This is a genomic window from Acidisphaera sp. S103 (genome assembly GCF_009765975.1).
Taxonomy (GTDB): Bacteria; Pseudomonadota; Alphaproteobacteria; order Acetobacterales; family Acetobacteraceae; genus Rhodopila.
Map to the genome: position 1 here is coordinate 153,493 of NZ_LMUJ01000092.1, position 15,351 is coordinate 168,843.

15 protein-coding genes and 1 pseudogene are annotated in these 15,351 nt (G+C 64.8%); 8 read left to right on the forward strand and 8 right to left on the reverse strand.

The genetic code is table 11. The annotated features are described in order from the left end of the window. The 4 genes and pseudogenes from GSQ89_RS30410 to GSQ89_RS30425 form a co-directional block, all read right to left on the reverse strand. Positions 1–285 (reverse strand): annotated as a pseudogene (locus GSQ89_RS30410) (TetR family transcriptional regulator); the annotation flags it as partial. A gap of 30 nt (positions 286–315) precedes the next feature. Then, on the reverse strand, positions 316–1,134 hold the full coding sequence (gene proC / locus GSQ89_RS30415; protein WP_158931855.1) for a pyrroline-5-carboxylate reductase: 819 nt from the start codon (positions 1,132–1,134) through the stop codon (positions 316–318). Between the two features lie 215 nt (positions 1,135–1,349). After that, on the reverse strand, positions 1,350–1,853 hold the full coding sequence (locus GSQ89_RS30420) for a YbjN domain-containing protein (protein ID WP_158931856.1): 504 nt from the start codon (positions 1,851–1,853) through the stop codon (positions 1,350–1,352). Between the two features lie 216 nt (positions 1,854–2,069). After that, positions 2,070–2,381 (reverse strand): accessory factor UbiK family protein, encoded by a 312-nt coding sequence (locus tag GSQ89_RS30425; protein WP_158931857.1) that lies wholly within the window; start codon positions 2,379–2,381, stop codon positions 2,070–2,072. Between the two features lie 66 nt (positions 2,382–2,447). Between GSQ89_RS30425 and rfaD the strand changes: the two genes are divergently transcribed. The 4 genes from rfaD to GSQ89_RS30445 are packed head-to-tail and all read left to right on the forward strand — an operon-like array spanning position 2,448 to position 6,119. Continuing rightward, positions 2,448–3,428 carry an ADP-glyceromanno-heptose 6-epimerase gene (rfaD, locus tag GSQ89_RS30430; protein WP_158931858.1) on the forward strand — a complete coding sequence of 327 codons (981 nt, stop codon included), beginning with the start codon at positions 2,448–2,450 and terminating at the stop codon, positions 3,426–3,428. Next, positions 3,425–4,315 (forward strand): prolipoprotein diacylglyceryl transferase, encoded by an 891-nt coding sequence (gene lgt / locus GSQ89_RS30435; protein ID WP_158931859.1) that lies wholly within the window; start codon positions 3,425–3,427, stop codon positions 4,313–4,315. Before rfaD ends, lgt begins: the two co-directional genes overlap by 4 nt. Before the next feature lie 38 nt (positions 4,316–4,353). Further along, the gene (locus GSQ89_RS30440) at positions 4,354–5,313 is read left to right on the forward strand and encodes a class I SAM-dependent methyltransferase (protein WP_158932025.1); all 960 of its coding nucleotides are present in this window, start codon (positions 4,354–4,356) and stop codon (positions 5,311–5,313) included. Between the two features lie 20 nt (positions 5,314–5,333). Next, the gene (locus GSQ89_RS30445) at positions 5,334–6,119 is read left to right on the forward strand and encodes a class III extradiol ring-cleavage dioxygenase (protein ID WP_158931860.1); all 786 of its coding nucleotides are present in this window, start codon (positions 5,334–5,336) and stop codon (positions 6,117–6,119) included. A gap of 172 nt (positions 6,120–6,291) precedes the next feature. Here the strand turns inward: GSQ89_RS30445 and GSQ89_RS30450 are convergent, their stop codons facing one another. Then, complete coding sequence (locus GSQ89_RS30450; RefSeq protein WP_158931861.1) at positions 6,292–7,914, reverse strand: tetratricopeptide repeat protein; 1,623 nt, start codon at positions 7,912–7,914, stop codon at positions 6,292–6,294. A gap of 454 nt (positions 7,915–8,368) precedes the next feature. Between GSQ89_RS30450 and GSQ89_RS30455 the strand changes: the two genes are divergently transcribed. Together GSQ89_RS30455 and GSQ89_RS30460 are read left to right on the forward strand one after the other, a co-directional pair. Further along, complete coding sequence (locus tag GSQ89_RS30455; RefSeq protein ID WP_158932026.1) at positions 8,369–9,748, forward strand: phospholipase D-like domain-containing protein; 1,380 nt, start codon at positions 8,369–8,371, stop codon at positions 9,746–9,748. A gap of 190 nt (positions 9,749–9,938) precedes the next feature. Beyond that, positions 9,939–10,589: an endonuclease/exonuclease/phosphatase family protein gene (locus GSQ89_RS30460; RefSeq protein ID WP_158931862.1), complete on the forward strand. Its 651-nt coding sequence runs from the start codon at positions 9,939–9,941 to the stop codon at positions 10,587–10,589. A gap of 285 nt (positions 10,590–10,874) precedes the next feature. On the opposite strand, the gene GSQ89_RS30465 is transcribed toward GSQ89_RS30460, so the two are convergent. Further along, on the reverse strand, positions 10,875–11,348 hold the full coding sequence (locus GSQ89_RS30465; RefSeq protein ID WP_158931863.1) for a Spy/CpxP family protein refolding chaperone: 474 nt from the start codon (positions 11,346–11,348) through the stop codon (positions 10,875–10,877). Between the two features lie 208 nt (positions 11,349–11,556). On the opposite strand from GSQ89_RS30465, the gene GSQ89_RS30470 reads away from it, so the two are divergent. Further along, entirely contained in the window at positions 11,557–13,098 is a 1,542-nt protein-coding gene (locus tag GSQ89_RS30470; RefSeq protein ID WP_158931864.1) for an acetolactate synthase large subunit, read from the forward strand. 164 nt (positions 13,099–13,262) lie between these two features. Continuing rightward, positions 13,263–13,628, forward strand: coding sequence for a BrnA antitoxin family protein (locus GSQ89_RS30475; RefSeq protein WP_158931865.1), 366 nt, complete (start codon positions 13,263–13,265; stop codon positions 13,626–13,628). Positions 13,629–13,684: 56 nt separating this feature from the next. Here GSQ89_RS30475 and GSQ89_RS30480 read toward each other — a convergent pair whose 3' ends face one another. Together GSQ89_RS30480 and hpnH are read right to left on the reverse strand one after the other, a co-directional pair. Next, positions 13,685–13,966, reverse strand: coding sequence for a hypothetical protein (locus GSQ89_RS30480; RefSeq protein ID WP_158931866.1), 282 nt, complete (start codon positions 13,964–13,966; stop codon positions 13,685–13,687). A 210-nt stretch (positions 13,967–14,176) separates the two neighbouring features. After that, positions 14,177–15,337 carry an adenosyl-hopene transferase HpnH gene (gene hpnH / locus GSQ89_RS30485; RefSeq protein WP_158931867.1) on the reverse strand — a complete coding sequence of 387 codons (1,161 nt, stop codon included), beginning with the start codon at positions 15,335–15,337 and terminating at the stop codon, positions 14,177–14,179. Positions 15,338–15,351 lie beyond the last annotated feature (14 nt).

The following is a 15,351-nucleotide window of genomic DNA, read 5'->3' on the forward strand; positions in this document are numbered from 1 at the left end:
GCCGGCGCGATGGGCTTGCAACACGTCGAAACGGCGCATCAGCAAATCGAAAAGGCGGTCGCGGACCGACCCCTCAGACGGTGCGTCCTGCAGTGCCGCCTGGTCGGCAAGGCGGCCGAAGCGCAACAGGATCGCGGCACGAGATGGAAAACGAGCACGGGCCTCGGACAAAGAAAGGTCGGCGGCTCGGGCCGCGGCGGCAACGTTGACCTTGGGCCAGCCGTCCTCACCTGCCAGGCGAAAGGCCGCGGTGACCAGGGCGGTATCGAATTCGGTGTCGCTCATGGACTAAAGATAGGATGCGCGAACACCGGCTCAACCTGCCAGTTCGCGGGATCGCCTGGTCGCGGCGGCGATGGCCTGCGACATCGCGGTCGGCCAGGCATCCGGGTTCATCAGGACCGACAGCGCTTCCGCCGTGGTGCCGCCAGGGCTGGTGACGGCGACCCGCAGGGCGGCGGCATCTTCCTGGCTGGCGGCGAGCAGCGCGCCGGAACCGGAGACAGTCTGCCGGGCCAACAGGCGGGCGAGATCCGGCGGGATGCCCTGTTCGATAGCGGCCTGCTCCATCAGTTCGGCGAGCAGGAAGACGTAGGCCGGACCGCTGCCGGACACGGCGGTAACGGGGTCGAGCAGTGCCTCATCCTGCACCCATGCCACCTTCCCGATGGCTTGCAGCAGACGGTCGCACAACGCCTGCTGCTGCGTGCTGACGGAGGCACTGGGGCAGCCGACCGTCACCCCCTGGCGGACCGCCGCCGGCGTGTTGGGCATCGCTCTGACGATCGCGGCGGCGGAACCCACCAGGGCGGCGATGCCGGCGATGGTGCGGCCGGCCATGATCGACAGGAACACGGTGTTGGGGACGAACCGGGCATAGGCCGGCAACGTGGCGGCGGCGTTCTGCGGTTTGACCGCGAGCACGATAGCGGCGGGGGCGAAGCCCTCGGGGATAGCGGCGGGATCGGCGACCACCGTCAAGTCAGGCCCAGCGAACGCTGCCGCGGCAGGCGACGGATCGATGACAACGGATGGAGCAAGCCCCTGTTCGCGCCAGCCGGCCAGCATAGCGCTGCCCATACGACCGCATCCGACGAGGAGGATGGGCGGGATGGCGCCTGAGGTGGATGTCATGGTGTTGCCTCTCAGTGGCGGTTAGGGCACGAATTTTTCCTTTTGTGCCATAGCCAGCCCTGTGCTGGCCATCCACGCCTGTGTGTCACCATCGGCAAGTCGTGAATGGCCGAACCGAGCCCGGCCATGACACGAGGGGCAATCCTGTTCTCCGACATGACGAACACACCCATGCCCGACATACGGGATGCATCCGTCGGCCACGATGCAAGCGGCTATGCCTCCCCCACGCAGTCCAGCATGGCGGCGGCCAGAGCGTCGGTGGGGGTTTTGCCGCCCCAGAGGACGAACTGGAAGGCAGGGAAGAACCGCTCGCACTCGGTCAGGGCGATGTCTACCAGGTCTTCCAGGCTTTCCGCTGACGCGCCCTGGGCGCCGCGCAGCAGGACGGCGTGGCGGAAGACAGGGTTACCGTTGTCGCCCTCCAGGCCGAAATGGCCCAGCCACAGCTTCTCATTGGCCAGGGCGAGCAGTTCGTACAGGATGCCTCGCTGTTTTTCCGGCACTTTCAGGTCGAAGGCGCAGGTGAAGTGCATCACGCTGATTTCGTGCGACCAGTTGAAATACAGGCCGTAATCGCACCAATGCCCCGGGGCCTGGGCGGCCATTTCGGAGTCACTGCGGCGGTCGAACTCCCACTCATTCGCGGCGACGATTTGCTCCATCATGTCAAGGGGATTGGCGGCGTTGTCCAATGACGTGGTCAGCGATGCTGACATGCGGGGTCTCCCGTTAGAGGGGAAGGCCGAGCGTGGCCTTCACCCCCAGGACAGTGTCGAAGCCGGAACGCTTGCCCGGTGATTCGGAGTCGCCCGAAGTTGGCCACGGGTCGAGCCTATTCACGTGTTCGCAGCCGCCGCAAGTGGGATTCGGGCAACAAATCGTGTCTTTTTTTCCACAAACCGGTTACATTCGGGTTACGGGGCCGCCCGCGATTACACGTCGGTAGCGGGGATGGCGTCGGGATCGGGTGATTCCAGGGCGGCCAGGCGAACCTCGATCGCGGTCAGGCGGGTTTCCAGGGTGGCGAGTTTGGCTTCGGCGGCTTCCTGCCCTGCCCTTGCGTTGGCGGCGAGTTCCTGGATCGCCTCCAGTTCCTCTCGCTTCACCAGGTCGAGGCGCTGGATCAGGTCGTCGGTGCGGGCACGCACCATCGCCTCGGCTTCCTCGCGCAGGCCGGCGAGGGCGGAGATGGCGCCGCCGGCGACACCGGCGATGTCATCAAAAAATTTTGGCCGATCGCTCATGGCTTGGTGACTCCTGGTTCGAAGGCGGCTTTCGCGCCCTGCGTTCGGCACGTATATATCGCGCCCATGATCCTGATAACTGGCGGCGCCGGCTTCATCGGCTCCAACCTGCAAGCGACGCTGGCGCGGCGCGGGCAGGAAACCGTGGTCGTCGACACGCTGGGCAGCGACGGCAAGTGGCGCAACCTGGCGAAGCATCCGCCAACGCGCATCGTTCATCCGGACGACCTGGAATCGTTCCTGGACGGCCGTCCGGCAGTGGAGATGGTGTTCCATCTGGGGGCCGTCAGCGAGACGACGGCGGTGGACGGCGATCACACCTGGGCGACCAATGTCGAACTCAGCCGGCGGTTGTGGGAATGGTGCGCGGATCGCGGGGTGCGCTTTGTCTATGCGTCCTCGGCGGCGACGTACGGGGATGGGGCTCGGGGGTTCGATGACGATACCGCGCCGGCGGCGCTGGATGGGCTGCGGCCGCTGAACTTGTATGGCTGGACGAAGCACGCGTTCGACCTGCTGGTGACCCGGACCCTGCTGACCCGGCGGGAGCAGCCGCCGCAATGGGCCGGGCTGAAGTTCTTCAACGTCTATGGGCCGAACGAGTACCACAAGGGCAAGATGATCTCCGTCGTGAAGGTCAAGCACGATGAGGTCGCGGCCGGTGGGCCGGCGCGGTTGTTCAAGTCGGATCAGCCGGGGCTGCCTGATGGGGCGCAGGCGCGGGACTTCATCTGGGTGGGCGACGTCGTGGACGTGATGTTGTGGCTGATGGAGACTCCGTCGGTCAGCGGGTTGTTTAACCTGGGGACGGGGCGGGCCAGGACGTATTTGGACCTGGCGCATGCGGTGTCGGACGCGGCGGGGCAGCCTCGGCGGGTGGAGTTTATCGATATGCCGGCCAGTCTGCGCGGGCAGTACCAGTCGTTCACCCAGGCGCCGATGGACCGGTTGCGCAAGGCGGGGTACGCGGGGCAGTTCACGCCGCTGGAGGAAGGTATCCGGCGCTACGTGCAGAACCACCTGTCCGGGACCGATCCGTTCGTATGAACCACGTACTGCTGTTTCCCCAGTTCGACCCGGTCCTGGTGCAACTGGGGCCGTTGAGCATCCGATGGTATGCGCTGGCCTACATCACCGCGCTGGTTGTGGGCTGGCAGCTGGTGCGGCGGTTCGTGCGGCTGGCTCCGGTTGTGGCCACGCCGCTGCAGGTGGATGATTTTCTCACCTGGGCGACCCTGGGCGTCGTGTTCGGCGGGCGGCTGGGCTACGTGCTGTTTTACCAGCCGACGGTTTATTTCTCGCATCCGCAGTTGATCCTGGCGGTCTGGGAGGGCGGCATGAGCTTCCATGGCGGCATGTTGGGGGTGGCCGTGGCGATTGCCATATTCTGCTGGCGCAATGGGATTCCTCTGCTGGGTTTTGCCGACCGGATCGCGATCGTGGCGCCGATCGGGTTGGGGCTGGGGCGCTGCGCGAACTTTATTAATGGCGAGTTGTGGGGGCGCCCTGCCCCGCTGTGGTGGCCTGGGGCGATGGTGTTTCCCTATGCGACGCCGGCGGCGAACCCCTCGATCGAGACGTATGACGCGCTGCGAACGACGGTGTGTTCCGGACTGTTGCCGGCGCAGTGCGTGCCTCGATTCCCGAGCGAATTGTATGAGGCGCTGCTGGAGGGCCTCGTTCTGTTCGTCGTGGTGTTCTTGCTGTCCCGGAGGGAGGGGCTGCGCGCGAGGTTTGGGTTGCTGACGGGGATTTTCCTGGCTGGGTATGCTGTGGCGCGGATTATCGGCGAGTGTTTTCGGGAGCCGGATTCGTTCCTGGGGTTCCTGTCGTTCGGAACGACGATGGGGCAGATCCTGTCGGTGCCGATGCTGTTGGCGGGGCTTTGGCTGATCATCCGGGCGCGCCCGCGTGAGCGCGTTGCGGTGCCGTGACGGTGGGAGACGGGCAGCCGGAGCGGCTGGACCGGTTTATGGGCCGAGCGAACGCGATCTATTACTCGATGCATGATCCGTTTGCGGATTTTACCACGTCGCCCGAGATCAGCCAGGTGTTCGGGGAAATTATCGGGCTGTGGGCGGCGGTTAGTTGGCAGGTGCTGGGGCGGCCCGATCCGGTGTCTCTGGTGGAGGCCGGGCCGGGCCGGGGCACGCTGATGGCAGACGCGCTGCGGGCAGTGCGGCGGGTGATGTCGGATTTCTCCGCCGCGCTGCAAGTGCATCTGGTCGAGACGTCGCCTCGGTTGCGAGCGGCGCAGGCGGTTCGGGTGCCGGAGGCGACATGGCACGACAGCCTGGCGAGCGTGCCGACGGGGCCGATGATCCTGCTGGCCAATGAGTTCCTGGACGCGCTGCCGATCCGTCAGTTCGTGCGCCGGGGGGCGGGGTGGACGGAACGGTTTGTCGTGGACGGCGAATGGGTGGAGTTGGCGGTGGACGCGGCGGAAGTGCCGCCGAGACGCGCGGCCAGCGAAGGCGACGTGGTGGAGGTGAATGAGCCGGCTCGGGCGTTTGTCGGAGCGGTGGCGGAGCGGGTGGTTCGGGATGCGGGCGTGGCGCTGTTCCTGGATTATGGGCCGGAGCGCAGTGCGGTTGGGGATAGTTTGCAAGCGCTGGCGCGGAAGCGGCCGGTCGATCCGCTGGTGCAGGCGGGGTCGGCCGATCTGACGGCGCATGTGGATTTCGCCGATCTAGCGGCGGTGGCGCGGGGTGCGGGCGCCGATGTGCGGGGACCGGTGGCGCAGGGGCCGTTCCTGGCCGCATTGGGATTGTTCCAGCGGACGGAGCGGCTGGCGCAAGGGCGGACGGCGGCCGAGGCGGCGGCGCTGATGGAGGCGGCCCGCCGGTTGGCGGAACCGGCGGCGATGGGGCATTTGTTCAAGGTGATGGCGGTGTGTTCGCCGTCCTGTCCGCCGTTGCCGGGGTTGGCGTAGGTTTTTGTTATTAATGTGGAATGATACGTATAATCCCTGCCCTGTTCGTCAGTCATGGATCGCCGATGCTGGTGCTGACCGAGTCCCCGGCTCGGGATTTTCTGCGTGGGCTGGGGCGGGCGATCGGGCGGCCGAGTGCAATTCTGGTGGCGTCGGCGCATTGGGAGACCCGGGTGCCGACGCTGAATGCGGTAGCGCGAAATGCGACGATCCACGATTTCTATGGGTTCCCGCCGGCATTGTTCGCGATGCGGTATGAGCCGCCGGGGGCGTCCGAACTGGCTCGGCGGGCGGCGGGGCTGCTGGCGGCCGCGGGGTTCGAGACCGGGATCGATCCCGAACGAGGGTTGGATCACGGGACCTGGGTGCCGCTGTCGCTGATGTATCCGGACGCGGATATTCCGGTGCTGCAGGTGGGGATTCAACCGGCACTCGATCCGGCGCATCACTGGCGGGTTGGGCGGGCGCTGGCGCCGTTACGGGCGGACAATGTGCTGGTGATGGGGTCGGGGTCGTTCACGCACGATCTGTCCCGGTTGCGGCGCGGGGTGGTGGACGGGGCTCAGCCGGACGATGTTGTTGCATTTTCCGATTGGTTCGATACGGCGATCGGTGATGGACGCGCGGCGGATTTACTGGATTACCGGGAACGGGCGCCACACGCGGTGCGGCAGCACCCGACGGATGAGCATCTGCTGCCGCTGTATGTTGCGCTGGGGGCGGGTGGTGAGACGGTGGCGGCGGAGCGGCTGCATTGTTCGGCGATGTATTCGAGTTTGCGGATGGATGCGTATGCGTTCCGGTAGCGGGTTGATCTGGGTGATTGCAGTTGTAACCGTTCGATCGGCGGTGCCAGGCGGATGTGGCGTTCATGCCCCAACCGAGACGGCGTGCGGGATTTTCGGTTTCCGGTGTGAAGAACATTGTTTTCATCGCACGGGCCCTCTCTGACACCGACCCGCACCCGCATCGACACTCTCAACGAACCGCGCGGCGGAAAACGATATAGGCCAGCCGGCCCTTGATTCCGGCATCGTGCGGGGCGAGTTCGTTCGCTCGGCGCAGCGCTGTCTCGGCGCCCGCCAGATCGCCGGTGTGCAGACACAGCGCGGCCTGCTGGCCGTGCCCCGCCACATCGAGCGGCCTGGCGGCCATCGCCTTTTTCGCCCAACGGAAGGCTGCGGGCATTTTGCCACGCCGAGCGGTCAGTTCGCTCATGCGCCGCATCAGGGCGGCATCGGCGGGCGCGAGATCCAACGCTTGCTTCAGGGCGGCCTCGGCGGCCGGGAGGTCATCGTGACGAAGATACATATTGGATAAATGGGCGTGGGCACCCGCGTCGAACGGCCGGGCCACCACCGCCCGTCCGGCCCAGTCGAATGTCGCTTCGACATCGCCACGGCGAAGCGCGAGATCGCTCATGCGCCGCATCAGGTCGGTGTCGGTCGGGGCGCGTTCGAGCGCCTGGCCAAGGGCCGCACCGGCCGCTGCCAGATCGCCGCGTTGTATATGGATCGAGGCTAAATGGCCGTGGCCGGCCGGATCGAGCGGCTTGGCGGCGATGGCCCGTTCGGCCCAATCCAACGCCGCCGCCCAATCCTTGCGCCGTGACGCCAAATCACTCTTGCGCCGCATCAACCCCGCGTCGGTGGGTGCCAGTTCGATCGCCTGGGCCAACGCCGCTTCGGCCGCCGGCAGATTATCCTGCTGGATGTGGATCAAGGCGAGATGGTCATAACCGGCGGCATCGAACGGCTGGATCGCGATCACGCGCTGGGCGTGCTCCAAGGCCCCGGCCGGGTCGCCAAGCCGGGCCGCGAGGTCGCTCAACCGCCGCAGCAGGCCGATATCGTCGGGGGCGAGTTCCCGTGCCTTGGTTAGCGCGGCCAGACTGGCCGGCAGGTCGGACTGGGTGAGGTGCAGCCGAGCGCGGTGCATATGGCCACCTGGATGGTCAGGCCGTGCCGTGATCGCCTGATCGGCCCACGCGAGGGCGGACGGCATGTCGTTACGCCGAAGAGCGATTTCGCTCATGAGGTAGAGCATACCTTGGTCGTTAGGTGCGAGGTCGAGCGCCACGCGCTGCGCCGCCTCGGCCGCCGGGACATTGGCCTGCGAAAGATGCAACCGAGCCAAATGACTGTGGCTGATTGGATCGTCCGGTGCGACCGCCACGACCCGATTGGCCCATTCGACTGCCGCCGCCAGGTCGCCGCGACGGGCGGCGATGTCGCTCATGCGGCGGAGCAGCATCCGGTCCGCCGGCATGATCTCCAACGCCTGGCGCAGCGCTTCCGCCGCCGCCGCCAGGTCGTGCCGGTCCACGTGCAGGCTGATCAGTTGGTTTCTGTAGTACGATTCGGCGGGTTTAGCCTCGATTGCCTTCGCTATCCATTCACCCGCCGCCTGATGATCGCCACGTCGCACGGCGATATCGCCGCATACACTCAGCAGGCCAGCATCGGTGGGATTGAAGTCGAGCGCGAAGCGGACGACGCGCTCCGCCCCTTCCAGGTCGCGCTGCGTCAGCTTCTCACGCGCCAATCGAACTGCGTCTTGCGGTTTGGTCGGGTCGGCGAGGACTTCGAGATCGTCTGACATGACCGGTATCCTACTGGAGCTTGATCGCGCTGAACGGTCAGCGTTTCGTTGGACCGCTTATTGGCATCAGCCAAGCTGGCGGAACGCGAGAGAACGTTCAATGGAAATGAATTATCCCATCAAGCACGGCGTTAAGCGACGAACAAAATTAATCGGTCGCCGTGGCGGACGCACCTGTACTCCCCACCCTGAGATGATCGGGCGGCCCTCGGCCCGATACCCGCGAACGACGACCTCAAGCTGTCGTTGCGAGGAACGCGGCGACGCGGCAATGTCGCTGATCGATGGCATCCGGACGGGAGGATTGCCACGTTACCTCTTCCTCGCAACGACAATCCGGGCCAATGACCCAGCGACAAATCGCCCCCTTTGACACCCACTGCCCTGTCGCCAACAGCGTCCTGCCGTCGTGATTGACATCTGGGACAGCCTGACACGCGGCCGGTCCGGGGTAATGTTGGCGATTGGCCTGGTACTTGCCATTGGCGTCACCATCCACATCCTGCTGCGCAAACGGGAGGTGGCCTCGGCGGTCGGCTGGATCGGGCTTGTCTGGTTCGCGCCGAACCTCGGGGCGATCGCGTATTCGATGTTCGGCGTCAATCGGGTGCGCCGCCGCGCCCGCCGCCTCCGCCCGCGGGACAGCGATTCCGACGATCAGCCGGGGCCGCTGCCGTCGGCGGGCGACGGCGGCCTTAATGCGCTGGGACGTGGGATCGGCCATATCACCGGTCGTCCCCTGTTGGCGGGAACCGTCGTGCAGGCTTACGAGAATGGCGACAACGCCTATCCCCCCATGCTGGCGGCCATCGCCGCGGCGAAGTCCAGCGTCGGTCTGTCATCGTACATATTCCAGGACGACCGCTGGGGCGGCCGCTTTATCGAGGCCCTGACCGAGGCCAAAGCCCGCGGCGTCCAGGTGCGCGTGCTGATCGACGGGATCGGCGGCGGCTGGCTGCGGTCGCCGGCCTATCATCAATTGTGCCGGCACGGCGTGACCGCCGCGCGCTTCATGCACTCATCGCTGCCCTGGCGGATGCCGTTCGTCAACCTGCGTACCCACAAGAAGATCCTGCTGGTGGATGGAACCATCGGCTTCACCGGCGGCATGAACATCGCCGACGACAACGTCATGGCCACCCAGCCGAAGATGCCGGTGCAGGACCTGCATTTCCGGATCGAAGGGCCGGTTGTCTCCCAACTTGCCGAGGCGTTCGCGGAAGACTGGGCCTTCGCCGCCGATGAGGACCTGACGGGCAATGCCTGGTCGCCGGAAATTGTTCCGAACGATGGCGCGTTGGCGCGCGTCATCGATTCCGGCCCCGACGAGGACCTGGAGAAGGTCGAATTCGCGGTGCTTCAGGCGTTGGCCTGCGCGCGCGGCGACATCGAGGTGATGACGCCGTATTTCCTGCCCGATGAGCGCCTGGTCACCGCGCTGGCACTGGCCGCGATGCGCGGCGTGGCCGTCGACCTTGTCATACCGGCGGAGAGCAACCACCGGCTGGTGGATTGGGCGGCTCGGGCGAATATCGGGCCCTTGTTGGACGCCGGCGTCCGCATCTGGCTGAGCCCGGCACCGTTCCATCACGGCAAGATCATGGTCGTGGACAGGGAATGGTGTCTGATCGGCAGCAGCAATTGGGATATCCGTTCTTTCAGGCTGAATTTCGAGCTTTGCATGGAGGTTTACGACCACAACCTGGCGACGACGCTGACGGCCATCATGCGGCGCGCCCGCGGTCCCGCACTGACGCAGGCAGCTCTGGATGCCCGCCCGCTGCCCATTCGCATCCGCGACGCCGGCGCACGTCTGATGCTGCCCTATCTGTGACCGCACCCCGATCCCTAAAATCTCCGCCCACGGCTATTCAAGCCTCGCAATCCGGCCAGGAGGCCCCTATACGTGCGTTCCAGATCGCCATTTGGCGATGGTCGCTCCGAACATCCCTGTCGGCAAAAGGACAGCCATGCGAACCTCGTGGTTGTGCTAAGCCCTACGCCACGCCCATTTATCGAACGCAATGATCAAACTCATCAGTTGGAACCTGCTCCGTCTGACCGGGGCCTCGCTTGACGACATCGTGCGGCTGATCCGGCGGGAGCAGCCCGATCTGCTCCTGATGCAGGAGGCGACGCGGGAAATGGACGGGCTGACCATGCAGGTCGGCGGTCAGTACCAGCGGAATCTTCTGCCGGGCCGCGTCCATGGCCTGGCGGTGTGGAGTCCAATCCCGCTGCAGAGCCTGCCGGTTGTGCTGCCGCTTCAGGCTGGGGCGATGTTCAATCGCATTTGCCAAATCGTCGAAGTCGGCCCGGTCACGATCGCCAACGTCCATCTCTCGCATGGGCAAATCCTGAACCGCCGGCAACTTCGCCGGATCGCCGCTTGCCTGCCGTATCGTGCGGCCGTGGTGGGCGACTACAATCTGATCGGCCCTACATTTCTGCCCGGCTTCCGCGATGTCGGGCCCCGCGAACCAACGCATGTCGCGGGCAATGTGATCCCGTTGCGGATCGACCGGTGCCTGATACGAGGCATCGGGTGCCTGGAAGCCGGTACTTTGTTGCGGGAGGCGTCGGACCATCGGCCGATCGTGGTGAGACTCAGCACCGGGGCGCATGCTGTCCCGGCGGAGGCACCGCCGGCGGTCGCACTGGGTATTGTCGCATAAGCAGTCGGAATTACTGGTGTACCGTTGCCGAAATCACGCATTCGTGCAACCCTCTATGCCGCCCGTTCCGGCGTCGCCATGGCCGAATTTGATCCTGGTCGCTGGTGATCGCCGGGATAAGTTCGGCCGATCACCAAGCGGTAGGGTTGACGTATCAGCCTCGTCATGGACCGGCGAGTGCGGCCGTCTGATCCAGCATCTTACCGTTTCGGGTGACCAGAGTGGCGCGAGAGCCACGACGACTCCATAGAGTCGTCCTCAATCGCGATTGGTATCCAGCACGTCCTACTTCGATGTCTGCTTATGGGCCGCGCCGTGATTGCCATAGTGGCGGAACATCGCATCGGCGGCTTTCTTCTGATCGTCCGACATCGTGTTGTACAAAGCCTGGAATGAGGTCGCCAGGTTCTCGACGCCCTGCGCCCGGGCCTGCTCGATCTGTGCGAAGTTCGTCATGTTGTCGGGCGCCGTCATGGTCGCGAGCGACTCAGACCGCTTTTTGTAGGCTTCATCGGTCGACGTCACGTTGGTCCGCATCACCTGTGCGAACGCATTCCACGCCGTTTCCTGTTCCGAGGTGATCTTCAACTGTTGATGCATTCGTGTGATCCGCTGATCCACCCGCGCTTCAACCGTCGCGGTACCGGCGGCTTTCGGCGCCGGGGGCGTAACCGCCCCAGCCGGTTGCGCGAGCACCGGCCCAGCCACCAACAGCGCGACAACAAGCATGGCAAATGTCTTCACGGGGGTTCCCTTCATTGTCCGTTCACGGGAAATGGAGCGGCATGGCCTTCGTTCCAGGTAGCGCCGGATTTGTTGAGGGGAAATCGACTTATTTGTTACGAACTGTATCGACAAATCGTCGCCGTGACCACTCTGGTCAAGATATGACAAACCGGGTACAGAATCATTCCCGCCCAGGCTTGTTCGTTATGGCCGAAAATCGTGACGAGGAGACACCATCCGGATGAACGGCGCCGAAAGCCTTGTGCATTCGCTGTTGAAAAGCGGTGTGACGACCTGCTTCTCCAACCCCGGGACGTCGGAAATGCATTTCGTCGCGGCACTCGACCGCGTTCCCGGCATGCATTGTGTGCTCGGGCTGTTCGAGGGTGTGGTGACCGGCGCCGCCGATGGTTACGCACGTATGGCCGGCAAGCCGGCCGCGACACTGCTGCACTGCGGTCCAGGCCTCGCCAACGGTCTGGCCAATCTGCACAACGCACGGCGCGCCGCCACCCCGATCGTTAATATCGTCGGCGACCAGGCGACATATCACCGGCCGTTGGATTCACCGCTGACCGCGGATACCGAAGGCTGGGCACGCGGTGTGTCCGGCTGGGTGCGCACCTCGATGGACGTTCGCACGGTCGGGGCCGATGCCGCCGCCGCCGTGCAGGCGTCGATGATGGCGCCCGGCCAGATCGCCACGCTGATCCTGCCATCGGACACGTCCTGGAACGACGGCGGCATCGTCGCCGAGGCCTTGCCGGTGCTGCCCACGTCGCCGGCTTCTCCCAATCAGATCGAGGAAGCGGCGACCATTCTGCACCGCGGCGGCGCCGGCGTGGTCCTGCTGCTGGGCGGCGTCGCGCTGCACGAGGAAGGGCTGGCGCTGGCTCACCGTATCCAGGCCGCCACCGGTTGCCGCGTCGTCGCGCAAGGCTCCAACGCCCGCATGGCGCGCGGCCAAGGCCGCTTGTCGGTGGAGCGCGTTCCCTATGTGGTCGACGCCGCCGTCAAGGCGATGGCGGGAACGCAGCACCTGATCCTCGCCGGGTCCCGCAAGCCGGTCACGTTCTTCGCCTATCCGAACAAGCCACAGACCTCGATCCCGCAGGACGCGGGCATCCATATCCTGTCGCGTCCGGAACAAGATGTGGTCGAATCGCTGGCACGTCTGGCCGATGCACTGGGATGCAAGAAGGTGGCACCACCGGACAACGGCAGCCGCCCTGAAACCGGCCGCGGCGCGCTGACGCCGGAAGCCGTCGCGGCCACCGTCGGCGCGCTGATGCCGGAGCATGCGGTCATCGCCGACGAGTCGGTTAGTTTCGGCCGTGGTTTCTTCGCCAACACCAAGGCCGCCCCGCCGCATGACTGGCTGAACGTGACCGGCGGGGCGATCGGCGGTGGCATGCCGATGGCTACCGGAGCAGCGATCGGCGCGCCCGGCCGGCGGGTTATCAACCTGCAAGCCGACGGGTCAGCGATGTACACCGTGCAGGCGCTGTGGACCCAGGCGCGGGAGAAACTCGACATCACCACCGTTCTTCTCTCGAACCGGAAATATCAAATCCTCCTCGGAGAACTCGCGAACGTGGGCGCGAACCCAGGTCGTACCGCACTCGACATGATGGACATTGGCAATCCCGACATCAACTGGCCGAATCTGGCCGGTTCGTTGGGGGTGGAGGCCGCCCGCACGGACACTGCGGAAGGCTTCGCCGATCTTCTTACCCATTCCCTGAAGCGGTCCGGGCCGTTCCTGATCGAGCTGCTGATTTGAACGTCCCACAGCCGTTACAGAGAAGAATTGGCTACGGTCACTCCTAGCTTGACCGTAGCCACAAACGTGCGTACATCCAAGCCAGCTAGCTTACAAGTTGTTGGCCAACACGTTCAACCGATCTTGGAACCAACCAAGTTCGACCTGATGGGAGGAATACAAACATGGCAAAGGCAAGCCGCGGCGCGAACGGGCAATCCAAATCACGCCAAGCGCCCACCGTGAACGCCCGGTCTCGTACCAAGCCGGCCAAGGCATCGGCGCCAGCCCACGCGGCGGCCGAACCGGCCCGAGCGGGTTGGGCGACCGATCTGGTGTTCGACGTGCGGGAACCAAAGCTGGCCGTCAGCTTGCGACTGGATGCGGACGTGCTCCGCTTCTTTCGCGGCTTCGGCGGCGGTTACCAGACCCGGATCAATGAAGTGCTGAAAGCGTTCATGCAAGCGAGAGGCGGTGTTGAAGCCGTCAGTCACGCCGGCGCCAGGGCATCCCGTGCCTCGGTCAGTAACGGCAAGCGCGCGGCACGCTGAAACGCCAAAAAGACACCGGGAAGCCCCGGTGTCCCGATCGGTCGAGAACCCTCGTATCAGTCACCCGGTTGGATATCCGGCAACGGCCGCATTTGTTCGGCGATCCCGGTCCGCGGGGCGAATTCCTGTCCCTTTTGCCATTTGGTTCGGCCAGTCTTGAACCAAGCGAGCGTCTCGGCATCGATATCGGTCGTCCGGCGCGGCGACGGCCAGTCACGCATGTCCTGCACGCTGTCCGAACCGAACCGCGGCCTCGCCGGGTCGCCGCCGACATAAGTTTCCAGCAGGTTCTCATCATCGAGGGCGTCGGCGTCCTCATCCGGTTCATCTGAAATCATCGTCGATCGATACGGTTTGCTATGACTGAAAGGCTGAAATAGTCCTGAAAAAACACCTTGGAACCTGCCTGCCCATAAACCCGGTGAGGACGCCGGAGCACACCCTATCCGACATTGGTTAAAAAAAGACTAACGACCGCCGGCTTGGTGAATAACGTCGCGTGCGGCGGCGGTCGTCCTTTATGAGCAGGTGGCGGCAGGGGCCAAACCTCAATCAGCCGCGTCAGCCACTTCCTCGGTCGGCTTTTTACCGGCGCGGATGCGCTTCAATGCCGTCTCGACATGCTTGCCGAACACGTATTCCGCCGGCCGCTGTCTTGCCAGCGACACGTCCGGCGCCATCGGCCCCTCGGTGCGGATGCCGCGCATGACTTGCGCCGCGGCGCGCCAGGGCTTGCGGACGGTTTCAGCGACCGCGCTTGCCTCGTAGCCGGAATGCACCATGCAGTCGGCGCATTTTTCGTAATTGCCGGTGCCGTACTTGTCCCAGTCGGTGGTTTCCATCAGTTCCTTAAACGTCTTGGCATAGCCCTCGCCCAGCAGGTAGCAGGGGCGCTGCCAACCGAAATAGGTGCGGCACGGGTTGCCCCACGGCGTGCAGTGGAACGTCTGGTTGCCGGCGAGGAAATCCAGGAACATCGATGATTGGTTGAACGACCACTTTTTCTTCCACGTCCCCTTCCCTTGCCGGCGGAAAATGCCGCGGAACAATTCCTTGGTTTTCGACCGGTTCAGGAAGTGCTGCTGGTCCGGCGCCCGTTCGTAAGCGTAGCCGGGGGAGACGGAGATACCATCGACGCCCATCGCCATCACGTCGTCGAAGAACGTCGCGACCTTTTCGGGTTCGGCGTTGTTGAACAGCGTCGCGTTGATGATGGTGCGGAAGCCGCGCCGTTTCGACTCCCCGATCGCAGCCACCGCGCGATCGAACACGCCCTCCTGGCAGACCGAGATGTCGTGTTCCCGCTTGCCGCCATCCAGATGCACCGACCAGGAGAACCACTTGGACGGCTTGAACAGGTCCATCTTCTTTTCGAGCAGCAGCGCATTCGTACAGACGATCACGAACTTCTTGCGCGCGATCGCACCTTGCACGATCTGGTCGATTTCCTTGTGCAGCAGCGGTTCGCCGCCGGCGATCACCACCACGGGGGCGCCGCATTCGTCGACCGCCTCCATGCACTCGGCCACCGACAGGCGCTGATTCAGGATCTCGGCCGGGTAGTCGATCTTGCCGCAGCCGGCGCAGGCCAGGTTGCAGCGGAACAGCGGCTCCAGCATCAGCACCAGCGGGTAGCGCTTGCGGCCCAGCACATGCTGCTTAACGACGTAGGCGCCGACACGGATCGCCTGGTTCAACGGAACGGTCATAGTCTGTCTTTTCC